Annotated in this window: 22 protein-coding genes; 6 read left to right on the top strand and 16 right to left on the bottom strand. The window is 68.3% G+C overall.

The features are described 5' to 3' along the window. Window positions 1-10: 10 nt before the first annotated feature. The 8 genes from argH to argC all read right to left on the bottom strand — a co-directional run bounded on the left by argH (window position 11) and on the right by argC (window position 8,429). A complete protein-coding gene (argH, locus tag AC1DY7_RS15160) occupies window positions 11-1,420 on the bottom strand; it encodes an argininosuccinate lyase (protein WP_477494484.1) in 1,410 nt (469 codons plus the stop codon). A gap of 75 nt (window positions 1,421-1,495) precedes the next feature. Beyond that, window positions 1,496-2,695: an argininosuccinate synthase gene (locus AC1DY7_RS15155; RefSeq protein WP_477494483.1), complete on the bottom strand. Its 1,200-nt coding sequence runs from the start codon at window positions 2,693-2,695 to the stop codon at window positions 1,496-1,498. Window positions 2,696-2,722: 27 nt separating this feature from the next. Then, entirely contained in the window at window positions 2,723-3,223 is a 501-nt protein-coding gene (locus AC1DY7_RS15150) for an arginine repressor (RefSeq protein ID WP_477494482.1), read from the bottom strand. Beyond that, window positions 3,196-4,128, bottom strand: coding sequence for an ornithine carbamoyltransferase (gene argF, locus AC1DY7_RS15145; RefSeq protein ID WP_477494481.1), 933 nt, complete (start codon window positions 4,126-4,128; stop codon window positions 3,196-3,198). The genes AC1DY7_RS15150 and argF overlap by 28 nt, the downstream gene beginning before the upstream one ends. Then, entirely contained in the window at window positions 4,125-5,324 is a 1,200-nt protein-coding gene (locus AC1DY7_RS15140; protein WP_477494480.1) for an acetylornithine transaminase, read from the bottom strand. Before AC1DY7_RS15140 ends, argF begins: the two co-directional genes overlap by 4 nt. Continuing rightward, the gene (argB, locus tag AC1DY7_RS15135) at window positions 5,321-6,190 is read right to left on the bottom strand and encodes an acetylglutamate kinase (protein WP_477494479.1); all 870 of its coding nucleotides are present in this window, start codon (window positions 6,188-6,190) and stop codon (window positions 5,321-5,323) included. Before argB ends, AC1DY7_RS15140 begins: the two co-directional genes overlap by 4 nt. Next, the gene (argJ, locus tag AC1DY7_RS15130; RefSeq protein ID WP_477494478.1) at window positions 6,187-7,401 is read right to left on the bottom strand and encodes a bifunctional glutamate N-acetyltransferase/amino-acid acetyltransferase ArgJ; all 1,215 of its coding nucleotides are present in this window, start codon (window positions 7,399-7,401) and stop codon (window positions 6,187-6,189) included. The genes argB and argJ overlap by 4 nt, the downstream gene beginning before the upstream one ends. After that, window positions 7,398-8,429, bottom strand: a complete 1,032-nt coding sequence (gene argC, locus AC1DY7_RS15125) for an N-acetyl-gamma-glutamyl-phosphate reductase (RefSeq protein WP_477494477.1) — start codon at window positions 8,427-8,429, stop codon at window positions 7,398-7,400. The genes argJ and argC overlap by 4 nt, the downstream gene beginning before the upstream one ends. A gap of 143 nt (window positions 8,430-8,572) precedes the next feature. Between argC and AC1DY7_RS15120 the strand changes: the two genes are divergently transcribed. Continuing rightward, window positions 8,573-9,778 carry a cytochrome P450 gene (locus AC1DY7_RS15120; RefSeq protein ID WP_477494476.1) on the top strand — a complete coding sequence of 402 codons (1,206 nt, stop codon included), beginning with the start codon at window positions 8,573-8,575 and terminating at the stop codon, window positions 9,776-9,778. 1 nt (window position 9,779) lies between these two features. Here the strand turns inward: AC1DY7_RS15120 and pheT are convergent, their stop codons facing one another. The 4 genes from pheT to AC1DY7_RS15100 are packed head-to-tail and all read right to left on the bottom strand — an operon-like array spanning window position 9,780 to window position 14,994. Next, window positions 9,780-12,278: a phenylalanine--tRNA ligase subunit beta gene (pheT, locus tag AC1DY7_RS15115; protein WP_477494475.1), complete on the bottom strand. Its 2,499-nt coding sequence runs from the start codon at window positions 12,276-12,278 to the stop codon at window positions 9,780-9,782. Beyond that, window positions 12,278-13,339, bottom strand: coding sequence for a phenylalanine--tRNA ligase subunit alpha (gene pheS / locus AC1DY7_RS15110; RefSeq protein ID WP_477494474.1), 1,062 nt, complete (start codon window positions 13,337-13,339; stop codon window positions 12,278-12,280). Before pheS ends, pheT begins: the two co-directional genes overlap by 1 nt. After that, the gene (locus tag AC1DY7_RS15105) at window positions 13,282-14,088 is read right to left on the bottom strand and encodes a rhomboid-like protein (protein ID WP_477494473.1); all 807 of its coding nucleotides are present in this window, start codon (window positions 14,086-14,088) and stop codon (window positions 13,282-13,284) included. The genes pheS and AC1DY7_RS15105 overlap by 58 nt, the downstream gene beginning before the upstream one ends. A 3-nt stretch (window positions 14,089-14,091) precedes the next feature. Beyond that, entirely contained in the window at window positions 14,092-14,994 is a 903-nt protein-coding gene (locus tag AC1DY7_RS15100; RefSeq protein ID WP_477494472.1) for an adenylate/guanylate cyclase domain-containing protein, read from the bottom strand. A gap of 206 nt (window positions 14,995-15,200) precedes the next feature. Between AC1DY7_RS15100 and AC1DY7_RS15095 the strand changes: the two genes are divergently transcribed. From AC1DY7_RS15095 to AC1DY7_RS15085, 3 genes are read left to right on the top strand one after another with little or no spacing between them, the layout of a single operon-like run. Continuing rightward, complete coding sequence (locus tag AC1DY7_RS15095; protein ID WP_477494471.1) at window positions 15,201-16,265, top strand: oxygenase MpaB family protein; 1,065 nt, start codon at window positions 15,201-15,203, stop codon at window positions 16,263-16,265. A gap of 4 nt (window positions 16,266-16,269) precedes the next feature. Then, a complete protein-coding gene (locus AC1DY7_RS15090; RefSeq protein WP_477494470.1) occupies window positions 16,270-17,616 on the top strand; it encodes an acyl-CoA dehydrogenase family protein in 1,347 nt (448 codons plus the stop codon). Between the two features lie 55 nt (window positions 17,617-17,671). After that, window positions 17,672-18,067: a tautomerase family protein gene (locus tag AC1DY7_RS15085; protein WP_477494469.1), complete on the top strand. Its 396-nt coding sequence runs from the start codon at window positions 17,672-17,674 to the stop codon at window positions 18,065-18,067. Window positions 18,068-18,114: 47 nt separating this feature from the next. Here the strand turns inward: AC1DY7_RS15085 and AC1DY7_RS15080 are convergent, their stop codons facing one another. The 4 genes from AC1DY7_RS15080 to infC are packed head-to-tail and all read right to left on the bottom strand — an operon-like array spanning window position 18,115 to window position 20,184. Next, the gene (locus AC1DY7_RS15080; RefSeq protein ID WP_477494538.1) at window positions 18,115-18,891 is read right to left on the bottom strand and encodes a TrmH family RNA methyltransferase; all 777 of its coding nucleotides are present in this window, start codon (window positions 18,889-18,891) and stop codon (window positions 18,115-18,117) included. Continuing rightward, complete coding sequence (gene rplT / locus AC1DY7_RS15075; RefSeq protein ID WP_477494468.1) at window positions 18,888-19,277, bottom strand: 50S ribosomal protein L20; 390 nt, start codon at window positions 19,275-19,277, stop codon at window positions 18,888-18,890. The genes AC1DY7_RS15080 and rplT overlap by 4 nt, the downstream gene beginning before the upstream one ends. A gap of 48 nt (window positions 19,278-19,325) precedes the next feature. Then, window positions 19,326-19,520 (bottom strand): 50S ribosomal protein L35, encoded by a 195-nt coding sequence (rpmI, locus tag AC1DY7_RS15070; protein WP_090364265.1) that lies wholly within the window; start codon window positions 19,518-19,520, stop codon window positions 19,326-19,328. 25 nt (window positions 19,521-19,545) lie between these two features. Further along, window positions 19,546-20,184, bottom strand: a complete 639-nt coding sequence (gene infC / locus AC1DY7_RS15065) for a translation initiation factor IF-3 (protein WP_477494537.1) — start codon at window positions 20,182-20,184, stop codon at window positions 19,546-19,548. A gap of 287 nt (window positions 20,185-20,471) precedes the next feature. Between infC and AC1DY7_RS15060 the strand changes: the two genes are divergently transcribed. Both AC1DY7_RS15060 and lysX read left to right on the top strand, forming a co-directional pair. Next, window positions 20,472-20,831 carry a DUF1844 domain-containing protein gene (locus AC1DY7_RS15060; RefSeq protein ID WP_477494467.1) on the top strand — a complete coding sequence of 120 codons (360 nt, stop codon included), beginning with the start codon at window positions 20,472-20,474 and terminating at the stop codon, window positions 20,829-20,831. Between the two features lie 45 nt (window positions 20,832-20,876). After that, window positions 20,877-24,203, top strand: a complete 3,327-nt coding sequence (gene lysX / locus AC1DY7_RS15055) for a bifunctional lysylphosphatidylglycerol synthetase/lysine--tRNA ligase LysX (protein ID WP_477494466.1) — start codon at window positions 20,877-20,879, stop codon at window positions 24,201-24,203. Window positions 24,204-24,233: the final 30 nt, after the last annotated feature.

Genomic DNA, 24,233 nt, shown 5'->3' with positions numbered 1-24,233 from the left:
GCCGATAGTACTAGCGCAGCGCGATCCGGAGCCGGTCCAGCGTGTCGCGCACCACGCCCAGCTGACGCGCCACCTGCACGGGGGCGGTGCCGCCGCGGGCGTCCCGCGAGTCGACCGAACCCGCGATGGTCAGCACGTTACGCACCTCCGCCGTCAGCCCGGGGTGGATGCCTGCAAGCTCGTCGTCGGCGAGTTCTTCCAGCCCGATGCCGCGGGTCTCGGCCGCCTTGACCGCCGCGCCTGCCGCTTCATGCGCGACCCGGAACGGGATGCCTTGGCGCACCATCCATTCGGCGATGTCGGTGGCCAAGGTGTAGCCCAGCGGGGCCAGCTGCGCCATCCGGTCGGTGTCGAACAGCAGGGTGCCGACCAGCCCGGCCATCGCCGGCAGCAGCAGCGCGAGCTGCCCCACCGAGTCGAAGACGGGTTCCTTGTCCTCCTGCAGATCCCGGTTGTAGGCCAGCGGCTGCGCCTTCAGCGTGGCCAGCAGGCCCGCGAGGTTGCCGATGAGCCGGCCCGACTTGCCGCGTGCGAGCTCGGCGATGTCCGGGTTCTTCTTCTGCGGCATGATCGAGCTGCCCGTCGACCACGAGTCGTGCAGGGTGACGTAGCCGAACTCGGTGGTGCTCCACAGGATGATGTCCTCGGCCAGCCGGGACAGGTCCACCGCGATCATCGCGAAGACGAAGGCAGCCTCCGCGGCGAAGTCCCTGGAGGCGGTGGCATCGATGGAATTGTCTGCGGCCGAGTCGAATCCGAGGTCCGCGGCAATGGCGTCGGGATCCAGACCCAGCGACGAACCGGCCAGCGCCCCGGAGCCGTACGGGGACACCGCGGTCCGCTTGTCCAGGTCGACGAGGCGGTCCGCGTCGCGTAGCAGGGGGTGCGCGTGCGCCAGTAGGTGGTGGGCCAACAGCACCGGCTGCGCCGACTGCAGATGGGTCTTGCCCGGCATGATCGCGGTCGGGTGGATGGCCGCCTGGGTGGCCAGTGCGGCCGCCACGTCGAGCACGCCGTCGCCGATGGTCTTGACGGCGTCCCGCAGCCACATCCGGAAGAGGGTGGCCACCTGGTCGTTGCGTGATCGGCCGGCCCGCAGCCGCCCGCCCAGCTCCGGCCCCACCCGGTCGATCAGGCCGCGTTCCAGCGCCCCGTGCACGTCCTCATCGGTGGGTAGCGGTCCGAAGCTGCCGTCGGCGACGTCGACGCCGAGGCTGTCCAACCCGGCCAGCAGGCCGTCGCGCTGCTCGTCGGTGAGCAGCCCGGCCCCGTGCAGCACCCGGGCGTGCGCCTTGGACGCGGTCACGTCATAGGGCGCCAGCACCCAGTCGAAGTGGGTCGACTTGCTCAGCGCAGCAAGGGCTTCCGACGGCCCGTCGGCGAACCGGCCACCCCACAGCGATCCCTCGTTGGTGCTCAATTCAGACCTCCCCGCGAGCGTGCGCGTTTGTACACAATCTGCGGCGCGCCGCCGTACAGACCCGCACGCTCGGCGTCAGAGATTGAGGTCACGGCGGGCCGAGATCTTGCTGGACAGGCCGTGCACGTGCACGAAGCCCTTGGCCGAGGACTGGTCGAAGCTGTCACCCTCGTCGTAGGTGGCGAGGTTGAAGTCGTACAGCGAAGTGGGGCTGCGCCGGCCGTTGACGGCGATGTGCCCACCGTGCAGCACCAGCCGGATCTCGCCGGTGACGTGCTCCTGGGTGTGCGCGACGAACGACTCCAGCGCGCGCTTGAGCGGGGAGTACCAGAGGCCGTCGTAGACCAGCTCGCCCCACTTCTGGTCGGTGCCGCGCTTGTAGCGGCCCAGCTCGCGCTCCAGGGTGACGTGCTCCAGCTCGGTGTGCGCGGTGATCAGCACCATGGCGCCGGGCGCCTCGTAGATCTCGCGGCTCTTGATCCCCACCAGACGGTCCTCGACCACGTCGAGACGGCCCACACCCTGCGCGCCGGCACGGCGGTTGAGCTCCTCGATGGCCTGCAGCACGGTGACGGGGCGGCCATCGATCGAGTTCGGCACACCCTTCTCGAACCCGATGATGACCTCGTCGGGAGTGCTCCAGTTGGTCGTCGGATCCTCGGTGTAGTCGTAGACGTCCTTGGTGGGCGCGTTCCAGAGGTGTTCCAGGAAGCCGGTTTCCACCGCGCGGCCCCACACGTTCTGGTCGATCGAGAAGGGCGAACGCTTGGTGACGTTGATCGGGATGGCGTTCTCCTCGGCGAAGGCGATGGCCTTCTCCCGGGTCCACGCGTAGTCCCGCACGGGTGCGAGCACCTTGAGCTCGGGCGCCAGCGAGGCGAACCCGACCTCGAACCGGACCTGGTCGTTGCCCTTGCCGGTGCAGCCGTGGGCGACGGTGCCGCCCTTGTGCTCGCGGGCGGCCTTGACCAGGTGCTTGACGATCAGCGGCCGGCTGATCGCCGACACCAGCGGGTACCGGTCCATGTAGAGCGCGTTGGACTGGATGGTCGGCAGGCAGTATTCGTCGGCGAACTCGTCGCGCGCATCGACGACGACGGCCTCGACGGCGCCACAGTCGAGCGCACGCTGCCGCACGACCTCCATGTCCTCACCGCCCTGTCCCAGGTCGATGGCCACGGCGACGACCTCGCGGCCGGTCTCCTTGCCGATCCAGCTGATGGCCACCGAAGTGTCCAGACCGCCGGAATACGCCAAGATGACGCGATCGGACATGTTGTGTTCTCCCTTTTCTCTCTACTGTTACTTCAAGTTCTCGAACATGGTCGCGAGCCCGGCGCCGGTCATCGGCTCGCGCGCTATCACGAAGATGGTGTCATCACCGGCGATGGTGCCGACAACCTGGGGCAACGAGGCCCGGTCGATGGCACTGGCCAGGTAATGCGCCGCCCCCGGCGGGGTGCGCAGCACGGCGATGTTGGCGCTGGCATCCGTGGACACCAGGAGTTCGCCGAGCAGCTTGGTCACCCGCTCGGTGCCGCCGGAAACCCCACGCACCGGGCTGCCGTCCTCGGGGACGATGTAGACGCCGACACCACCGTCGGCGCCCCGCAGCTTCACTGCACCGAGTTCCTCGAGGTCCCGCGACAGGGTGGCCTGGGTGACCTCGATGCCCTCCTCGGCGAGCATCGCGGCCAGTTCGCTCTGGCTGCTCACCGCGTGCGCGGAGAGCAGGGTGACGATGCGGGCCTGACGTCCGACCCGGGTCGGGGAGCTCACTTTCGGGCTTTCTCCAACAACCACACCAGCAGCGCCTTCTGGGCATGCAGCCGGTTCTCGGCCTCGTCGAACACCGCGCTCTGCGGGCCGTCGATCACCTCGTCGGTGATCTCGTGCCCCCGGTGCGCCGGAAGGCAGTGCAGCACAACCGCTTCCGGCGCCGCGATGGACAGCAGGTCGGCGTTGACCTGGAACGGCCGGAACGGGCGGACCCGGTCGAGGCCGTCGTTCTCCTGTCCCATGGACGTCCAGGTGTCGGTGACCAGCACGTCGACGCCCTCGGCCGCCGCTTTCGGATCGCTGCTGAGGCTGACGGTGGCGCCGGTCTCCGCCGCACGGCGTCTGGCGGCGTCGACGAACTGCGGATGCGGTTCGAAGCCCTTGGGCGCGGCGATGGTCACGCTGATACCGGCCGTGACGCCACCGAGCATCAGCGAGTGCGCCATATTGTTGGCGCCGTCCCCGAGGTAGGTCATCGTCAGACCGGTCAGCGCGCCCTTGCGCTCGGCGATGGTCTGCAGGTCGGCCAGCACCTGGCAGGGGTGGAACTCGTCGGAGAGCGCGTTGACGATGGGCACGGTCGCACCGGTTGCCATGGCGGTCAGGCGTTCCTGGGCGAAGGTGCGCCACACGATGGCGTCGACGTAGCGCGACAGCACCACCCCGGTGTCCTCGAGGGTCTCCTCGCGGCCCAGCTGGGTGCTGCGCCCGTCGACGACGACGGCGTGCCCACCGAGTTGCGCGATGCCCATCTCGAAGGAGAACCGGGTACGGGTGGAGTTCTTCTCGAAGATGACGGCCACCCCGTGCGGGCCCTCCAGCGGCCGCATGCTGAACGGCGCCTTCTTCAACTCGGCGGCCAGAGTCAGCACCTCGGCCTGCTCGGCGGGGCTCAGGTCGTCGTCGCGCAGGAAATGTCGCAGTGTCATGAGGCGTCCAGTATCGCGGGCAGGGCGGTGAGGAATTGGTCGATCTGCGCGTCGGTGATGATCAGCGGCGGGGCCAGCCGGACCACGTCGGCCGCAGCGGCATTGACCAGGAAACCGGCGTCGCGGGCATGGGACTCCACTGCCTTGGCGTTGGGCGCGGTGAGCACGATGCCCTGCAGCAGCCCCTTGCCGCGGACGTGGTCGACGAGCGGATGGCCCAGCTCCTCGACGCCGTGGCTGATGGTCTTGCCCAGCACCCCGGCTTTCGCGATCAGGTCCTCGTCGGCCAGCGCCTTGAGCACGCCGAGCGCGGCCGCGGTACACACCGGGTTGCCGCCGAAGGTGCTCCCGTGCAGGCCCGGGGTGAGCAGATCGCCGGTCGCGCCGAGGGCCAGGCAGGCCCCGATCGGCAATCCGCCGCCGAGTCCCTTGGCCAGGGTGACGATGTCGGGGATGATGCCGTCGTGCTGATGGGCGTAGAAGGCCCCGGTGCGCCCGACACCGGTCTGCACCTCGTCGAGCACCAGCAGCGCACCATGTTTCGCGGTGATCTCCCGGGCCTTGACCAGGTAGCCGGCCGGCGGGACGACGACGCCGCCCTCCCCCATGATCGGCTCCAGGAACACCGCGGCGGTGTCGTCGTCGACGGCTTTGTCGAGGGCGTCGATGTCGCCATAGGGCACGTGGGTGACGTTGCCGGGCAACGGCTCGAACGGCGCCTGCTTGGCGGGCTGGCCCGTCAGCGCCAGTGAGCCCATTGTACGGCCGTGGAAAGCGCCCTCTGCGGCAACGATATTCGTGCGTCCGGTCAGCCGGGTGATCTTGAAGGCGACCTCATTGGCCTCGGTGCCGGAGTTGCAGAAAAACACCCGCGCCGGGCTACCCAGGTGGTCGACGAGCTTCTCGGCCAACGCGATACCGGGTTCGGTGGCATACAGATTCGAGGTGTGGCCCAGCGTGTTGAGCTGGGTGGTGACGGCGTCGATGACCGCAGGGTGGCGGTGGCCGAGCAGGTTGACCGCGATCCCGCCGAGCAGGTCCAGGTAGGACTTGCCATCCGCATCGGTGACCACCGCACCGTCACCACTGGCGAGTGCCAGCGGTGGGGCGCCGTAGTTGTTCATCATCACCGCTTCCCAGCGGGTTTGGAGACTGTGTTGATTCCCCACGTCGCTGCGCTCCTGCCCGCCGTTCATGGATTCACCACCTTGGTTCCGGTTCCTTCATCGGTGAAAAGTTCGACGAGAACACAATGTTCGACGCGTCCGTCGATCACGTGGGCGCTGGGCACCCCGTTGGTGACCGCGCGCAGGCAGGCCTCGATCTTGGGCACCATGCCCGCTTCGAGTGTCGGCAGCAGTTGCGTCAGTGCGCCGGTATCGATCTCGCTGACCAGCGAGGTGCGATCGGGCCAACTGGTGTACAGGCCTTCGACATCGGTGAGCATCAGCAGCTTCTCTGCACCGAGCGCTTCGGCCACCGCGGCTGCCGCGGTGTCGGCATTGATGTTGTGCACCACGCCGTCCTTGTCGGGGGCGATGGTGGAGATCACCGGGATACGCCCGGCGGCAATGAGATCGAGCACCGCGCGGGTGTCCACCCGGTCGACGTCTCCGACCAGACCGATGTCGGTCGGCACCCCGTCGACCAACACGCTGCGCCGCACCGCGGTGAACAGGTGCGCATCCTCACCGGTGATCCCGACGGCGTACGGGCCGTGGGCATTGATCAGCCCGACCAGTTCGCGGCCCACCTGACCGAACAGCACCATCCGCGCGACGTCGAGCACTTCCGGTGTGGTGACCCGGAATCCGCCCTTGAACTCGCCGTCGATGCCGAGCTTCTTGAGCATGGCGCTGATCTGCGGGCCGCCGCCGTGCACGACGACCGGGTGCACCCCGCAGTTGCGCAGGAACACCATGTCCGCGGCGAACGCCGCCTTGAGGGTGTCGTCGGTCATGGCGTTGCCGCCGTACTTGACGACGACGATCTTGCCGTTGAGTTGCTTGAGCCACGGGAGTGCCTCGGCGAGAACCGCGGCCTTGGTCACCGTCGCGGTCATGAGCTGTACGCCGAGTTCTCTTCGACGTAGCCGTGCGACAGATCCGTCGTCCTGATCGAGGCGGTGTCCGTACCGGCGGCCAGATCGATGACGACCTCGATATCGGCGCCGGACAGGTCGACGTCGCGCGCGCCGGGCGCGCCGGCTCCGTCGATGCAGACCGGAGAACCGTTGAACGACACGCTGATCCGCTGCGGATCGAGGGTCACCGGAGCGATGCCGACGGCGGCGAGTACCCGGCCCCAGTTCGGGTCCGAGCCGAACAGCGCGGTCTTGACCAGGCTGTCGCGTGCGACCACCCGGGCGGCGACCAGCGCGTCGTCCTCGTCGGCCGCGCCCTGCACCGTGATGGTGACGCGTTTGGTGACACCCTCGGCGTCGGCCTGCAGTTGTGCGCACAGGTCGTCGCACACCGCGAACACCGCGTCGTCGAGATCCTCCTGGCTGGGCGCTATCGCGCTGGCACCGGAGGCCAGCAGCAGCACGGTGTCGTTCGTCGAGCAGCTGCCGTCCACGTCGAGCCGGTCGAAAGTTCGTGCGGCCGCGCGTTTGAGCGCGGTGTTCAGCGCTGTCGCGTCGGCGACGGCATCGGTGGTGATGACCACCAGCATGGTCGCCAGAGACGGGGCGAGCATGCCCGCGCCCTTGGCCATGCCGCCGACGGTCCAGTTGCCGGGGTGGTGCAGCGCCACCTGCTTGGGCACGGTGTCGGTGGTCATGATGGCCCGCGCGGCCTCTTCCCCACCGGTCAGGCCGCCGGCCATCTCGTGCACGATCTCGGTGACGCCGGCCAGCACCTTGTCCATCGGCAAGCGGTCGCCGATCAGGCCGGTCGAGCAGACCGCCACCTCGACGGCGCCGGTCTCGGTGCCCCAGTCGCTCAGTGCGGCGGCGACGGCTTCGGCGGTGGCATGGGTGTCCTGGAAGCCGAGCGGGCCGGTGCAGGCATTGGCGCCGCCGGAGTTCAGGATGACCGCGCGCAGCCGGCCGGTGGTGAGCACCTGCTGCGACCACTGCACGGGCGCGGCCTTGATCTGGTTACGGGTGAACACGCCGGCGGCGCCGTGGTCGGGTCCCTCGTTGAACACCAGTGCCAGGTCGAGGTTGCCGGATGCCTTGATACCGGCCGAGATTCCGGTGGCCCGGAAACCCGCGGGGGCGGTGACGCCCTGGTTGCGAACAAGGTTGCCGGTCGTCGCTTGTGATGTCACGGTGCCACTCCCACGATGGACAGTCCTTCTGTTTCGGGCCAGCCGAGGGCCAGGTTCATGGATTGCACGGCGGCACCACCGGTGCCCTTGGTCAGGTTGTCGATCGCGCAGACCGCCACCAGGGTCTGGGCGTCCTCGTCGACGGCTACAGCCAACTGCGCGGCGTTGCTGCCGATCACCGAGCCGGTCTTCGGCAGTTGCCCCTCGGGCAGCAGGTGGATGAAAGGCTCGTCGGCATAAGCCTTTTCGTACGCGGCCCGGACCTCTTGCTCGGACGCCGAGGTACGGGCGGTGCAGGTGGCCAGGATGCCGCGAGCGGTCGGGATGAGCACCGGCGTGAACGACACCGCGACCTTCTTGTCGGTGACGGTGCGCAGGCCCTGGGCGATCTCCGGGGTATGCCGGTGCTTGCCCCCGATGTTGTAGGCCCGCGCCGAGCCGATGACCTCGGCGCCGAGCAGGTCGACCTTCGCGGACTTGCCCGCCCCCGAGGTGCCGCTGACGGCGACGACGGTGACGTGGGGTTCGACCAGGTCTGCGGCGAAGGCGGGCAGCAGCGCCAGCAGCGCAGCCGTCGGGTAGCAGCCGGGCACCGCGATCCGGGTGGCGCCTTTCAGCGCTTCCCGATTGCCCGGGAGCTCGGGCAGCCCGTAAGGCCAGCTGCCGGCGTGCGTGGACCCGTAGAAGCGCTCCCAGTCGGCGGGATCGGTGAGCCGGAAGTCCGCACCGCAGTCGATGATGACGGTGTCACCGAGCTGCTCGGCCAGCTCGGCCGAATGCCCGTGCGGCAGTCCGAGGAACACCACGTCATGCTGCGCGAGCAGGTCGGCGTCGGTGGCCTCGAGCACCCGCCCGGCCAGCGGAAGAAGGTGCGGGTGATGCTCGCCGAGGGTTGTTCCCGCGCTGGCCGCCGCGGTGAGGGCGCCGATGGTCAGGCGCCCGTCGGCGTAGGCGGGGTGGCCGAGCAGCAGACGCAGGATCTCGCCGCCGGCGTATCCACTGGCACCGGCGACAGCTACCGAAGTCATGCACCGATCTTTGCATTGTTATGCAGTTCATTGCAAATACATTTAGGCGCTAGTTAGTGCAGCTTGTTTGCAGAGGGAATCATTGCAGGTCAACTATGGTATTTCCCGTTGACACTCCCGAGCGATCAGCCAACACTGAGTGCATGGATGGGATCGCCACGATCGATCTGAGCGGCACCTTCACCGGTGATCTGCACGGAATGCTCCGCGAGGCCGCGCGGCATGCGCCGCTGGCCAAGGATCTGCAGACCGGTGCCACCATCGTCCTGCGGCAGCGTGACGCGGAAGCCCTGATGCACGACCCACGCATGGTCGGGATCGGGTTGGCGTTGTTCGACATGATGGGGATCACCGACGGTCCGCTGCGCGACTGGTACGGCCGGGTGATGTTCACCACCGACGGTGACTACCACCGCCGGATCCGGTCGGTGGTGTCTCGAGCGTTCACACCCCGATCCGTCGACGCCCTGCGCGCCACGGCCCGAGAGATGGCCGCCGCGGCCGTCGAGACGGTGCGTCACGGCGGCGACCTTGCGGCGGCGGGGGCGACGCTCGCGACTCGGCTGATGTGCCGGCTACTCGGTGTCCCTGACGCCGACGTTGCGGTGTTCACCGATTGGGCCGACGCCTTGAGCCCGGTGTTCTTCGTCATGACGCCCGACCAGGTCACCGCTGCCACCCGGGCCATCACCGAAATGCAGGACTACGTCCACGAGTTGACCGACCGGCGCGCCCGCCAACCGGGCGACGATCTCATCACCGCACTACTCGCCGCGGAAGCCGACGGCGAGCGTCTGACCCATGCCGAGACCGTCACCATGATCGCGAATCTGCTTGTGGCCGGCCACGACACGGCCGGTAGCCAGATACCGTGCAGCATTCTGGTCGCGCTGCAGCACCGTGACGAACTCACCGGAGTGCACGAAGACGACCACCGGCTGGCCAGTGCGGCCGCGGAGACGATGCGGCTGGAGCCCAGCCTTGCGCTCATCCCCCGTACCGCGCAGGCGACGATCGAGCTGTACGACGAGACCCTCCCCGCCGGATCGATGGCGTTCCTCTGCGTGGCCTCGGCGTGCCGCGATGCGTCCGCGTGGCGCGACCCCGACCGGTTCGACCCTGATCGGTTTCTGGATCCGCAGGCTCCGAAGCTGCTCAACTTCGGAGCCGGCATCCACTACTGCCTGGGGGCGGCCATGGCGAAGCTGGCTGTCGAAGAGTCCCTGAGGGCAGTTCTCGCGTCCGATCCACCGCTGCGCCTCGCCGAGGATCCCGGCTCCATCGCGTGGCGGCAGGTCCTGGGCCGCAGCCCCGCCCGGTTGGTGGTCCAGCCGGGCAGCGCAGCGTGACCTATCGCCGTTGCTCGGCGCCCAGGACGTCCGATGCGTGCAGCACGGCGGCGTCGCGGGCGGCGCTGGCCTCATCCTCGGTGAGGGTGCGGTCCGCGGCCCGGAACCGCAGGGCCAGAGCCAGGGACTTGCGCCCTTCCCCGATCTGCGGACCCGTGTAGACGTCGAACAACCGGACATCCTCGAGCAGCTCGCCGGCCCCGGCGCGGACCACGTCGACGACGGCCTGCGCCGCAACGTCCTCGGCTACGACGAGGCTGATGTCCTGGAACACCGCCGGGAACGGCGACACCGACGGCGCGGGCAGCCGCTCGACGACCGGGATCGCATCCAGATCGAGTTCGACGGCGCATGTGCCTGCCGGCAGCCCGGCGCGTTCGACCACCGCCGGGTGTAGTTGTCCGGCGAACCCGACGGACACCTCACCGGCGAACACCTCGGCGCACCGACCCGGATGCCACGGCAGTTCCTGCGCCGCGCGCAGGGTGAGCTCGACCCCGACCGCGCGCGCGATCACGCGCACCGCCTCGAAGGCGTCGGCGGCCTCGACCTTGCGGCCGGCGCCCCACGGGCCCGCGGGTTCACGCAGACCGGTCAGCACCACACCGACGTGCTCGGGCTGCCGCGGCAACGAGGCATCCAGTCCGGCGATCTCGTCGTCGGTGGGCCTGCGGTCGGTCGGGATGCGTTCCACCGCCCGGGTTTCCGCCGTCGGCAGCACTACCTGGGCGATGGCGAACAAAGACGTGTCGACCGCCCCGCGGGAGACGTTGCGCGCCAACGCCTCCAACAGGCCGGGAAGCACGGTGGTGGCCAGATGCGGCCGGTCGGCTTCCAGCGGGTTGAGCACCGTGGTGGCGACCCGGCGCGGGTCGTCGGGCCCCAGGCCCCAGGTGTCGAACACCCCGGCAGGCAGGAATGGGTTCGGCAGCACCTCGACGAAACCGCCGAGCGCCAACGACTTCCCCACCGCCCGGCGGCGTTTCTGGATAGCGGTCAGGCCGCGGCCCGCGGGGGCGTGCGGCAGCACCGACGGGATGAGGTCCAGCCCCTCCAGCCGGAGCACCTCCTCCACGAGGTCGGCGGGCTCCCGCAGATCGGGACGCCAACTCGGCGGGACAGCGGTCACCACACCGTCGGCCACCGACACCTCGGCACCGATCTGGGTGAGACGACGCTGCGTCACACCGTCGGCGTAGGTCACGCCCGCGGTGCGGTCGGGCAGGTCGATCGGCATGCTCACCGGCGGCCGCGCCCAGTCACTGCGCGTCGGATCGTCACGCCAGTCGGTCAAGGTCGGTTGGACTGTGCCACCGGCGATCTCGGCGAGCAGTGCGGCACAACGGTCGAGGGCGGCCACCGAGATGGCCGGGTCGACGGTGCGCTCGTAGCGGCGGCCGGCCTCGCTGGACAAGCGCAACCGGCGCTGAGTCCGCGACACCGCGGCCGGATCCCACACCGCGGCCTCCAGCAGCACGTCGGTGGTGGAGTCGCGCACCTCGGTGGTGCCGGCGCCCATCACGCCGCCGATCGCGGCCGTGGCGACGTCGTCGACGATCAGCACGTCGCCGTCGTTCAGGGTGCGCTTCACATCGTCGAGCGTGACCACCTGTTCACCCGGCTCGGCGAAGCGCACGGTGAAACCGCCGGTGATGAGCGACTGGTCGTGGGCGTGCATCGGATGCCCGATCTCCAGCATCACGTAATTGGTGACATCGACCGCGGGCGAGATGGCGCGGATGCCCGAGAGCAGCAGTCGGCGCTGCAACCACCAGGGCGACACCGCGGCCGGGTCGATACCGGTGACGGGCCGCAACCCGAACCGCTGCACCCCGGTGCCGGGCTGCACCGTCACCGGCCACGCCTCACCCTCGGCGGGCAGCGCGGGAACATCGGCGGGGTCGACAAAGTCGAGGTCCAGCGCGCAGGCGAGATCGCGCGCCATACCGCGGATGGACAGGCAGTAGCCGCGATCCGGGGTGATGGCCAGGTTGAACACCACGTCATCGAGGCCCAGCACCTCGATGCCCGAGGTGCCCGGTTCGGCGGTGCCGGGCGGCAGCACGATGATGCCGGACTGGTCGGCGCCCAGGTTCAGCTCGGCGGCCGAGCAGATCATGCCGTCGGAGGTGCGGCCGTAGGTCTTGCGGGTGGCGATCGCGAAGTCGCCGGGCAGCACCGCCCCGGGCAACGCGACCACCACCAGATCGCCGACCGCGAAATTGCTTGCGCCGCAGACAATATCGCGAGGTTCGCCGTCGACATTGTGGGAACCCACGTCGACCTTGCAGGCCCGGATCGGTTTCTTGAACTCGGTGAGTTCCTCGATCTCGGCGACCCGTCCCACGGCCAGCGGACCGGTGACCGGCCCGAGCGGGAGGATCTCCTCGACCTCATGGCCGATGCGGATGAACGTGGCTTCCAGCTCGTCGACGCTCAGGTCCCAGTCCGGAGCGCCGGCCCGGATCACATCGCGGAGCCAGCTGTAGGGAATACGCATCAGGCGCCCACTCCGAACGGCAGGGAGAAGCGCACGTCGCCCTCGACCATGTCGCGCATATCGGGAATTCCGTTGCGGAACTGCAGGGTTCGCTCCAATCCCATACCGAATGCGAAGCCGGAGTACTCGGCCGGGTCAATTCCGCAGGCGCGCAGCACGTTCGGATTGACCATGCCGCAGCCGCCCCATTCCACCCAGCCGGGCCCGCCCTTCTTGTTCTCGAACCAGACGTCGACCTCGGCCGAGGGTTCGGTGAACGGGAAGAAGTGCGGACGGAACCGGGTGCGCCCGGCGGGCCCGAACTCGGCACGCGCCAGTGCGTCCAGCGTGCCGCGCAGGTGGGCCATCGTCAGTCCCTTGTCCACGGCCAGCCCTTCCACCTGGTGGAACACCGGGGTGTGGGTGGCATCCAGCTCATCGGTGCGGAAGGTGCGGCCCAGCGAGATGATGTACACGGGCAGGTCGCGCTCCAGCAGCGCGCGGATCTGCACCGGCGAGGTGTGCGTCCGCAGCACCTGACGCGACCCGTCCGGAGAAATCTGGAAGGTGTCCTGCTCGCTGCGGGCCGGATGGTCGGGCGGGAAGTTCAGGGCATCGAAGTTGAACTGCTCGGTCTCGACCTCGGGCCCCTCGGCCAGTTCCCAGCCCATCGCCACGAACGTGTCGGCGATGCGTTCGGTCAGCAAGGTGATCGGGTGCCGCGCCCCCACCGGCTGCCGGGTCGAGGGCAGGGTGACGTCGATGCGTTCGGCGACCAGGACGGCGGCGTCGCGTTCGGCGCGCAGCACGGCCAGCCGGTCATCGAACAACTGCTGGGCCGCGCCGCGGGCGACATTGACCCGCTTGCCGGCATCGGCGCGCTCGGTCTTGGGCAGCGCGCCCAAGGCCTGACGCGCCAGCGCGATCGGGGAACGGTCACCGAGGTGTTCGGTCTTGGCCCGGGCCAATGCGTCCAGGTCGGCGGCGGCATCGAACGCCAACCGGGCCGCGCTGACGGCGTCGGTCAGGGTTTCTTCGGAGAGGTCATTGGGCTCGCCCCGCTGTTCTGTCTGGTCAGCCACCCGGCGATCATAGCGACGGACCCGTGTTGTCCCGCCGCCAGCGCTGCCGCCGCGGCCATGACGCTGGCCACAACGGCGGTCGCCGGCGGCGCAGCGGAGGCCACGACGAGGTAGCCGAACGTCGATCCGACGGCCAGCAGCGCCAGCCGGGGCCTGGTCCACGGGCCGGGTACGCCGAAGCGCAGCGACACCAGCATGCCGAGCAGCAGGGCCACCAGATGCCCGGCGTCGGTGAAGTCTCCGGTGCCCACGGCCACCACCGCACCGAGGGTGACCCACCAGCACACCCACGCCGCACGCCGGTGCGCCGGGATCGCTGCGGTCAACATGCCGAGGACGCCCATCGCGCCGTAACTCATCCCGACGTCGGTGACCCTGCTGATCGAGTGCGGCACCCAGTCCTGACGCACCGCCAGCACCAGAGCGGCCGCTATCACCAGGGTGGCGCCGATATGGGCGACCAGGAACGTGACCACCAGTCTGCGGCTGCGCCACAACAACTCGGCCACCGCGAGCAGGCACACCAGGCCGGGCAGCCACAGCGCCATGCCGCCGACGTCGACGACGAACGCACTGCCGAGCAGCGTCTCGATCCGGCCGTGGGCGAGGTTGTGCAGATTGGTACTGGCGTGCCGGATAACCCGATCGTGGACCGCGGGCCCCAGCGCGGCGAGCACCCCGGCGACGACGACCAGCGCGGTGGCGTAGCCGATGGTGACCCGAAGTCCGGACACCCATTTCACCGACATGGGTTACCCACCTGCGGTGGAATCATCCTCGGAGTCGTCAATCGGCTCCGAGGCGCGCGTGCGCACCCGATACATCTGCAAGTCCTCGGGTACCCCGCTGGGCTTGGCGCCGAAGAGCTGCTTGCGGACCCGTTTGGCGGACAGCCGCATCGCCGCGAAGTCGGCGTCGGAGATGCCGTCCAGCGTGGACTGCGAGACCACCAGGCCGCCCTTGGTTGCCCGCTCCATCACCCGGGAGGCGATGTTGACGTCCACTCCCAGCCAATCGGAACCGATGCGCTGCGGGCGGCCGGTGTGGATCCCGGCCCGCATGGTCGGGGTGTAGCCGTCGACGTCGACGGCGCTCACCGCATCCAACGCGGTCAACACTGCGCGCACGGCAGGCACCGGGTCCCGGAACACCACCATCGCGCCGTCGCCCATCCGCTTGACGATGTGGCCGCCCGCGGCGAGCAGCGGTGGTTCCACCACCGAGGTGACGCGCCGCAGCAGACGCAGGGTGGCGTCGTCACCGGAGCGCAGCGACCAGTCGGAGAACCCGACGAGGTCGGTGAAGACCAGGGTGACCTCGCGGTAGGCGGGCCGCCCCGAGACGCGTTCCGTGAGCGCCTGCCACACCTGCAGCGCACCCAGGCTGACCTCGCGCGAGGCGGCGTCACGCTCGAGCAGACGGTCCGCGGCCCGCGCCGCAGCGCGCGGGCCACCGTCGCCGGCCGCCGACAGCGGATCGCCGAAGTCGGGGTCACCGGGCAGCGCGCGGCGCATCCGCCGCAGCATCGCGATCACGCCGGGATTGTGGTTGGTGCCTTTGAGCCAATCCAGCGGGCCACCCAGCGCACCAGGCGGTGGCGGCAACTCGACCGCTTCTATGCCGCCGGACGGTTCGCCCACCGGTTCAGCATCCACAGCGCCACGATAGGTGGCACCGCCGGTAGCGGCAATCATGGCGCGGCAGGACCTTGCTCACACACGAAAAGCACCAGGTCACGGCTTCATGGAGGGAAGATCGCCGACGCATCACGGCTGCGCGCCACGACCGTGGCGCAATAGACAACACCCGTTGTCAAGATTAGGGTGGCGGGACAACCGTGGGTTTCGTCAGCGAGGACGCCATGACCACAGCACATTCCCATGCAGGCCCGCAGGCACAGCACACCATTCCGCTGGGCCCCGATTCGCTCACCTGGAAGTATTTCGGTGATTTGCGCACCGGGTTGCTGGGGGTGTGGATCGGCTCGATCCAGAACATGTATCCCGAGCTCGGCGCCGGCGTGGAAGACCATTCGATCCTGCTGCGGGAACCTCTGCAGCGGGTGGCGCGGTCGGTGTATCCAATCATGGGCGTCGTCTATGACGGCGATCGCGCCGCGGAGACCGGCGAGCAGATCAAGCACTTCCACGACGGCATCAAAGGTGTGGACGGCAAGGGACGGCGCTACCACGCGCTCAATCCGGAGACCTTCTACTGGGCGCACGCGACGTTCTTCATGCTCATCGTGAAGACCGCGGAGTACTTCTGCGGCGGCCTGACGGAGGCCGAGAAGCATCAACTGTTCGACGAGCACGTGCAGTGGTACCGGATGTACGGGATGAGCATGCGCCCCGTCCCGGACACCTGGGAGGAGTTCTGCGAGTACTGGGATCACAAGTGCCGCGAGGAGTTGGAGATCAACCGGGCCACCCTGGACATCTTCACCATCCGCATCCCCAAGCCCTGGTTCGTGCTGATGCCCACCCCGGTCTGGGACCAGTTGTTCAAGCCGATGGTCGGTGCCCAACGCTGGGTGGCCGCCGGTCTGTTCGACCCGGTGCTGCGCGAGAAGGCCGGGATGCGCTGGACGCCGGGTGACGAAGTGGCTCTTCGACTGCTCGGCAAGATGGTCGAGTTGGCGTTCGTCGCCGTGCCCGACGAGATCCGGCTACATCCCCGCGCGGTGGCGGCCTACCGCCGCGCTTCGGGCAAGACCCCCGACGACGCCCCACTGGTGGAGGCTCCCGCGTTCATGGCCCCACCCCGTGATCGCCGCGGCCTGCCGATGCACTACCAACCACCCCACAAGACGCTGTTGGACCAGGCCGGATCGCTGGTCCACACCACTTTCTCGCTGGCCGGCCTGAATCGACTCCCGCTTCGCTCGCCCCGACGGCCCGCACGTTCCCGACGAAAGGTTGCTTGACACGATGCTGGAATGGTCTGACGTCGATATCGCCGTGCGCGATGCGGTGCGCGAATTCATCGACAAGGAGATCCGGCCCCACATCGACGACCTCGAGGACGGCGAGCTGGAGCCCTACCCCATCGTCCGGAAACTGTTCGCCACCTTCGGTATCGACGTCATGGCGAAGGAATCGCTGGAACGCAGGCTGTCCCGGCTGCGGTCCGGCGGGCAGGAGCGAAGCGACTCGGGAAATGAGTCCGGCGGGCAGGAGCGAAGCGACTCGGGAAATGAGTCCGGCGGGCAGGATTCGAAACCGTCGAAAGCCTCGGGCGGGATGTTCGGCGGCGGGCCCGACCAGGCGGGTATGGGTTTCGTCCTGATCAGCGAATTGTGCCGGGTGTCCATGGGTTTGGTGACCGGCATGGGGGTCAGCCTGGGACTGACGGTGCCGACCATCCAGGGCCGCGGCACCCTGGCCCAGCAGGAGCGCTGGCTGCCGGGTCTGGTGACCTACGAGAAGATCGGCGCGTGGGCCATCACCGAACCCGACTCCGGCTCGGATGCGTTCGGTGGCATGAAGAGCTATGTCACGCGCGATGGGGACGACTACATCCTCAACGGGCAGAAGACTTTCATCACCAACGGGCCCGACGCCGATGTGGTGGTGGTGTACGCGAAGCTGGATGAAGGCACCTGCGGGCAGGAGCGAAGCGACCGGGGAGATGAACCAGTCGACAAGCGCGACCGCAAGGTGTTGACGTTCGTGCTGGATCGCGGCATGGATGGCTTCGTGCAGTCGAAACCGTTCCGCAAGATGGGTATTCACTCATCGCGCACCGGCGAGCTGTACTTCAACAATGTGCGGCTGGGCCGCGACCGGCTGTTGGGTGAGACCGAGGACAACAGCAACGGAGACGGCCGCGACAGCGCGCGGTCCAGCTTCTCCGCCGAACGAATCGGTGTGGCCGCGATGTCGTTGGGCGTCATCGAGGAATGTCTGCGGTTGTCGGTGGACTACGCGAAGACTCGGGTGCTGTGGGGCAAGGAGATCGGCCAATTCCAGTTGATCCAGCTCAAGCTTGCCAACATGGAGGTGGCGCGGATGAACGTGCGCAACATGCTGTTTCGGGTGATCGAATCGGCGCAGAAGGGCGCCCCGATCTCGCTTCCGGAGGCGTCGGCCATCAAGTGGTACTGCTCGCAGGCCGCCACCGATGTCGCGATGGAGGCCGTGCAGTTGTTCGGCGGCAACGGGTACATGACCGAATACCGGGTGGAGCAGTTGGCTCGCGACGCCAAGTCACTGATGATCTACGCGGGCAGCAACGAGGTGCAGATCACCCACGTGGCCCGGGGGTTGTTGAACTAGGCGGGGCGCCTGAAATTCAGGTGCCCGATGCTCTCCCCTCGTGGGAGACTCCCCCATGCCCAGCACCATCATCGAAGTTCGGCGCCGGTACGAGCCATCACAAGAGGTGGCAATCATCGACGCCGTGCACGCAGCCTTGGTGAGCGCGTTCCGAATACCCGACGGCGACAAGCACGTTCGGTTGGTGGTCCACGAGCCGCACCGCTTCGCCGTCGCACCCGGGCTCGCGACGCCGGAGAATTACACCTTGGTCGGCATCGACTGCTTCGCCGGGCGGTCGGTAGAGGCCAAACGCAACCTGTACCGCCACATCACGCGGAACCTCGCGACGGTGGGCATCCCACCCGACCACGTCACGATCCTGCTGCGCGAAAGCGCGCTGGAGAACTGGGGCATCCGGGGTGGACAAGCCGCCAGCGATGTCGACCTGGGGTTCGACGTCACGGTGTGAAGCGTCGAGCGGCCAGTTGACGCACGCAGACCGACGAAACCCGTGCGCTAAGTGGCCACTCGGCTCGATGCGCTCGCGTACAGACAGATGGCCGCGGCGGCGGCGACGTTGAGGCTCTCCGCGCTGCCGTGCATCGGGATGGTCACCCGGACGTCCGCCGCGGCGGCGACCTCTGGGGCCAACCCGTGCGCCTCGGAACCGAACAGCCACGCCGTGGGCTGTGCCAGATCGGCCGCGGGCAAGGATGTCTCCCCGTCCAACGTGGTGGCCAGCACATGCAGCCCGGCTCCGCGGAGCGCCGCGATGACGTCGCCGGTGTCGGGCCCCTGCACCACGGGCAGCCCGAAGATACTTCCGGCAGACGCGCGGAGGCATTTCGCGTTGTAGGGGTCGACGCTGTCGCCGGCCAGGATCAGCGCGTCGGCGCCCATGGCGTCGGCGAGCCGGATCAGCGTGCCCGCGTTTCCGGGGTCGGACGTCTCGACGGCGACCGCCACCAGCCGCGGCGACCCGGACAGCACGTCCGCGAGTGACGCCTCGGGCAACCGGCACACCGCAATGAGCCCGACGGGTGTCACGGTGTCCGACAAGGCCTTCGCGGCCCGGTCGGTGACCTCGTGGACGGGCGCGTCACCGAGCAATGACTCGAAGCGCGCCCAGGCATCCGCGGTCGCGAACACCTCCTCAACGAGTCCACGCCGCAGCGCGGCCTCGACGAGGTTGGGACCTTCGGCGAGGAAGCGTGCGGCGTGGCGACGTCCGGCGGGACGCTGCAGCTTGATCGCCGCAGCTACCCGATTGGACTTTTCGGTGAGGGGTCTCAGGCGGCTTCGCCCGACGGTGCGTTGACATCCTCGGGCAGTGCGGCCTTGGCAACCTCGACCAGCGCGGTGAACGCGGCCGGATCGCTGACGGCGATCTCGGCGAGGTTCTTGCGGTCCACCTCGACGCCGGCGGCCTTGAGGCCCTGGATCAGGCGGTTGTAGGTGATGCCGTTGGCGCGGCCCGCGGCGTTGATACGCGAGATCCACAGCTTGCGGAACTCACCCTTGCGGGCGCGGCGGTCGCGGTAGGCGTAGGTCAAGGAGTGCAGCTGCTGTTCCTTGGCCTTGCGGTAGAGCCGCGAGCGCTGGCCGCGGTAACCCTTCGACGCCTTGAGGACTGTGCGCCGCTTCTTCTGGGCGTTGAGTGCGCGCTTCACGCGTGCCATGTGAGTGTTCCTATTCTTGCGGGGGGAAGTCGAAAAGTGAAGCGGCTGTTAGCCGTTCAGCAGCTTGTTGATACGGCTTGCATCGGCGGGGGCGACCACTGCACGGCCGTCGAGACGACGGGTGCGCTTGCTGGCCTTGTGCTCCAGCAGGTGGCGCTTGCCGGCCTTCTGGCGCACGATCTTGCCGGTCCCGGTCTTACGGAAGCGCTTGGAAGCGCCGCTGTGGGTCTTGGCCTTGGGCATTGGTGTCCTCTGGTTTTCTCGTGGATCAGGTGGTCGGTGGTTCTTGGTTCTCGGCGGGCGGCTCGGCGGCGGCAGGAGCTGCTGCTGCTGCTGCGTTGCCTCGCTGAGCGGGTGGCGCATCTGCGTCATGTGCCGCCTTGGCGCGAGTCTTCGCGCCGCGGTGCGGCGCCAGCACCATCGTCATGTTGCGGCCGTCCTGCTTGGCCGAGGTCTCGACGAAGCCGTAGTCGGCGACGTCGGCGCCCAGGCGCTGCAGCAGTCGGTAACCCAGTTCGGGGCGGGACTGCTCGCGGCCGCGGAACATGATCGTGACCTTGACCTTGGATCCGGCTTCCAGGAAGCGGACCACATGGCCCTTCTTCGTCTGGTAGTCGTGATCGTCGATCTTCGGCCGCAGCTTCTGTTCCTTGACGACGGTCTGCTGCTGGTTCTTGCGAGACTCGCGCTCCTTGAGTGCCGTCTCGTACTTGAACTTGCCGTAGTCCATGATCTTGCAAACCGGCGGTTTGGCGTCAGGAGCTACTTCGACAAGGTCGAGATCGGCGTCTACGGCGACGCGGAGCGCATCTTCGATGCGCACGATGCCTACCTGTTCACCACCCGGTCCGATCAGGCGGACTTCAGGTACGCGAATGCGCTCGTTGATGCGGGTCTCAGTGCTGATGGGGCCTCCTACGTTGTCTTCTGGTCCACGACCGAGGGGAGACGACGGGCCAGCAGGGAGCACCACACCATCAGCACTTCTGCTCTGACGAACAGAAAGGCCCTGCATATAGCAGGGCCCGATGCCGACCGATCACGGCTTGCGCCGCCTGCGTATAAACGCAGTACAGGGCATCCGCGGATGCCTGCGACCGGACCGCGGGACCGGTAAGGTCTGCGGTGGGAGCGGGACTCCACTTGCTGTCCCTGGCGTTCGCCGGGACGGTCGATCGTGCCACTCTATCAGGCATGACCGATGATCAGAAAACTCCAACTGCTGAAGACGTGCAGGTTAGAGAACTCGCCGAGATTCCCGCGGTCGAGGTGATCACCCGCTCGGCCGTGATGCTGATGAGCGCGGCCGCCGAAAAGCTGGGGTTGGCCTCCGAGGATCCCGACGACAGCCCGCACCGCGATCTCGACGAAGCGCGTCGCCTGATCACCGCCCTGGCCGGTCTGGTCACCGCCTCCGCCGAATACCTCGGCCTGCACGCCGGGCCGTTGCGCGACGGATTGAAAAGCCTTCAACTTGCCTTCCGCGAAGCCAGCGTCGATCCGGAAGAGCCAGGCAAAGGGCCCGGCGAAAAATACACCGGCCCGGTCTGGTAGCCACTCACACGAAATTCATTGGTCAAAGGCATATCCTCGCGGCCTATGACCTCGACAATCGCCCGGCAGCCGTCGAGAACCGGCCACCGGTCCAGATTCACCTGGGTGCCCGCCGTCGCAGGCTGGATCGTCGGCATCATCGCCACGCTGTCCCTGCTCGCCAGCGTCTCGCCATTGGTGCGCGGGCTGATCCGGGTGCCACGGGAATTCGTCAACGACTACATCTTCAACTTCCCGGACACCAGCTTCGCGTGGGCCGTCGTGCTGGGGTTGCTGGCCGCCGCACTGGCCGCCCGCAAGCGCATCGCGTGGTGGATCCTGGTGCTCTACATGGTGGCCGCGGTCGGCTGGAACGTCGGCGATCTCGCCAGCGGTGAAGAGACGGTCGTCGAGGAGATCGGCGAGGTCATCGGCCTGGTGTTCCACCTGGCGTCCATCGGCGCACTCGTGCTGGCTCGGCCGCAGTTCTGGGCGAAGGTACGGCGCGGGGCGCTGGTGAAGGCGGCCGCCACCCTGGTCGCGGGCATGACCGTCGGAACCCTGATCGGGTGGGGGCTGCTGGAGTTCTTCCCCGGCTCGCTCGCCCAGACCGACCGCCCCTGGTACGCGCTCAACCGGGTCAGCGCCTTCGCGGGTGCGGACGCCGATGCTTTCACCGGCCATCCCCACGGCCTGGTCAACGCCCTGCTCGGCCTGTTCGGGGCGGTGGCGCTGGTGGTCGCCGCGATCGTGCTGTTCGCGTCGCAGCGCGCGACCAACGCCCTGACCGGCGAAGACGAATCCGCGATCCGCGGGTTGCTCGAACTCTTCGGCAAGAACGACTCGCTGGGCTACTTCGCCACCCGCCGCGACAAGTCGGTGGTGTTCGCCCCCAACGGCCGGGCGGCCATCACCTATCGTGTCGAGGTCGGCGTCTGCCTGGCCAGCGGTGACCCCGTCGGTGATCCGCGGGCCTGGCCGGCGGCGATCGAGGCGTGGCTGCACCTGTGCGAGACCTACGGTTGGGCACCCGGCGTGATGGGCGCCAGCGCCACCGGCGCACAGGCCTTCCGCGAAGCGGGCCTCAACGCCCTGGAACTCGGCGACGAGGCCATCCTCTACCCCGACGGCTACAAGTTGTCCGGCCCCGACATGAAGCCGGTACGCCAAGCAGTCACCCGGGCCCGCCGAGCCGGCCTGACGGTCCGGATCCGCCGGCACCGTGACCTGCCCACCGACGAGATGGCGCAGGTGACCAAACGGGCCGACCAGTGGCGCGACACCGAGACCGAACGCGGCTTCTCGATGGCGCTGGGCCGCCTCGGCGATCCGGCGGACAGCGACTGCCTGCTGGTGGAGGCATTGAAGGAGGGATCTGACGGCGCAGCAGATGAGGTGGTCGCGCTACTTTCCCTGGTGCCATGGGGCAGCACCGGCGTCTCCCTGGACGTGATGCGCCGCTCCCCCCAATCCCCCAACGGCACAATCGAATTGATGGTCAGCGAGCTCTGCCTGCAGGCCGAGGATCTCGGAATCAGCCGCATCTCACTGAACTTCGCGATGTTCCGGTCCGCCTTCGAACAGGGCGCCCAACTGGGCGCGGGCCCGATCGCCCGACTGTGGCGCGCCCTGCTGGTGTTCTTCTCCCGCTGGTGGCAGCTGGAGACCCTGTACCGCTCCAACATGAAGTATCAGCCCGACTGGGTGCCGCGGTTCGCCTGCTACGAGGATGCCCGGCTGATCCCGAGGGTCGGCGTCGCCTCGGTGATCGCCGAAGGTTTCCTGATCCTGCCGTTCTCCCGGCGCAAACCGCATACCGGCGAACACATCGCCGCCCCACAACAACTGGTCGACAGCGGGCTGCTGCATCAGGACGGCAGCGCCCCCGATGTCAGCGGGTTGCGCGCCGACCTGCCCGACGCCGACGACGAGCACCGGCTGCCCGACCAGGTGCGCGTCCGGATGGCCAAGCTGAAGAACCTGCAGGACCACGGCGTGGACGCCTATCCGGTCGGGCAACCGCCCAGCCACACCGTCGCGGCCGCACTCGAGGTCACCGACCCCGCCACCGCCGTCAGTGTCGCCGGGCGCATCCTGCGGATCCGCGACTACGGCGGCGTGCTGTTCGCGGTGCTGCGCGATTGGTCCGGCGAGGTGCAACTGCTGCTCGACGGCACGGCGGTGACGCAGGACGGCCCCGACTTCGGTGCGGCGATCGACCTCGGCGACCTCGTCGAGGTCACCGGCACGATGGGGCGCAGCCGCAACGGCACGCTGTCCTTACTCGTCACCGACTGGCGACTGATCGGCAAATGCCTGCGACCGCTGCCCGACAAATGGAAAGGCCTCACCGACCCCGAGGCCCGGGTGCGCAGTCGCTATGTCGACCTGGCGATCAACACCGATGCACGGGACCTGATCACCGCGCGCAGCGCGATCCTGCACGCCATCCGCGAAACACTGGTCGGCCACGGCTTCCTGGAGGTCGAGACGCCGATCCTGCAGCAGATCCACGGCGGCGCCAACGCGCGCCCGTTCCAGACCCACATCAACGCCTACGACCTGGACCTGTATCTGCGGATCGCGCCCGAGCTGTACCTCAAGAAGCTCTGCGTCGGCGGTGTGGAGCGGGTCTTCGAACTGGGCCGCGCCTTCCGCAACGAGGGCGTGGACTTCAGCCACAACCCGGAGTTCACCCTGCTGGAGGCCTACCAGGCGCACGCCGACTACAACGTCTGGATCACCGGTTGCCGCGAGCTCATCCAGAACGCCGCCCAGGCTGCCAACGGGGCGCAGGTGGTGATGCGGCCCGGGCCGGACGGCGAGCTGGAAGCCGTCGACATCTCCGGCGAGTGGCCGGTGAAGACCGTGCACGGCGCGGTGTCGGAGGCGCTCGGCCAGGAAATCGGACCGGAGACCGGCCTGGCCCGGCTCCGCGAGTTGTGCGACGGGTCGGGCGTGCCCTACCTGAAGCACTGGGATGCGGGCGCGGTCGTCCTGGAACTCTACGAACGGCTCGTCGAGGGCCAGACCGAGCGTCCGACGTTCTACAAGGATTTCCCCACCTCCGTCTCGCCGCTGACCCGACCACACCGCAGCATCGACGGGGTCGCCGAACGCTGGGACCTGGTGGCGTGGGGTGTGGAACTGGGCACGGCGTACAGCGAGCTGACCGACCCCGTCGAGCAGCGCCGCCGTCTGCAGGAGCAGTCCATGCTGGCCGCGGGCGGTGACCCCGAGGCCATGGAACTGGACGAGGATTTCCTGCAGGCCATGGAGTACGCGATGCCGCCGACGGGCGGACTGGGGATGGGTGTCGACCGCGTGGTCATGCTGATCACGGGGCGCAGCATCCGCGAGACGCTGCCGTTCCCTCTGGCAAAACCGCGCTGACGAAAACACCGACAGCGACTCACAGCCAGC

Source organism: Mycobacterium sp. P2_H7, from assembly GCF_056403275.1.
This window is presented reverse-complemented; position numbering and strand designations above follow the sequence as displayed.

Excerpts from the sequence above, each read along its gene's own strand:
- AC1DY7_RS15155 (WP_477494483.1), bottom strand. The coding sequence starts at position 2,695 with ATGTCCGATCGCGTCATCTTGGCGTATTCCGGCGGTCTGGACACTTCG.
- argF (WP_477494481.1), bottom strand. The coding sequence starts at position 4,128 with ATGACACTGCGACATTTCCTGCGCGACGACGACCTGAGCCCCGCCGAG.
- AC1DY7_RS15140 (WP_477494480.1), bottom strand. The coding sequence starts at position 5,324 with ATGAACGGCGGGCAGGAGCGCAGCGACGTGGGGAATCAACACAGTCTC.
- argB (WP_477494479.1), bottom strand. The coding sequence starts at position 6,190 with ATGACCGCGACGGTGACCAAGGCCGCGGTTCTCGCCGAGGCACTCCCG.
- argC (WP_477494477.1), bottom strand. The coding sequence starts at position 8,429 with ATGACTTCGGTAGCTGTCGCCGGTGCCAGTGGATACGCCGGCGGCGAG.
- AC1DY7_RS15120 (WP_477494476.1), top strand. The coding sequence starts at position 8,573 with ATGGATGGGATCGCCACGATCGATCTGAGCGGCACCTTCACCGGTGAT.
- pheT (WP_477494475.1), bottom strand. The coding sequence starts at position 12,278 with ATGCGTATTCCCTACAGCTGGCTCCGCGATGTGATCCGGGCCGGCGCT.
- AC1DY7_RS15105 (WP_477494473.1), bottom strand. The coding sequence starts at position 14,088 with ATGTCGGTGAAATGGGTGTCCGGACTTCGGGTCACCATCGGCTACGCC.
- AC1DY7_RS15095 (WP_477494471.1), top strand. The coding sequence starts at position 15,201 with ATGACCACAGCACATTCCCATGCAGGCCCGCAGGCACAGCACACCATT.
- AC1DY7_RS15090 (WP_477494470.1), top strand. The coding sequence starts at position 16,270 with ATGCTGGAATGGTCTGACGTCGATATCGCCGTGCGCGATGCGGTGCGC.
- AC1DY7_RS15085 (WP_477494469.1), top strand. The coding sequence starts at position 17,672 with ATGCCCAGCACCATCATCGAAGTTCGGCGCCGGTACGAGCCATCACAA.
- rplT (WP_477494468.1), bottom strand. The coding sequence starts at position 19,277 with ATGGCACGCGTGAAGCGCGCACTCAACGCCCAGAAGAAGCGGCGCACA.
- rpmI (WP_090364265.1), bottom strand. The coding sequence starts at position 19,520 with ATGCCCAAGGCCAAGACCCACAGCGGCGCTTCCAAGCGCTTCCGTAAG.
- AC1DY7_RS15060 (WP_477494467.1), top strand. The coding sequence starts at position 20,472 with ATGACCGATGATCAGAAAACTCCAACTGCTGAAGACGTGCAGGTTAGA.
- lysX (WP_477494466.1), top strand. The coding sequence starts at position 20,877 with ATGACCTCGACAATCGCCCGGCAGCCGTCGAGAACCGGCCACCGGTCC.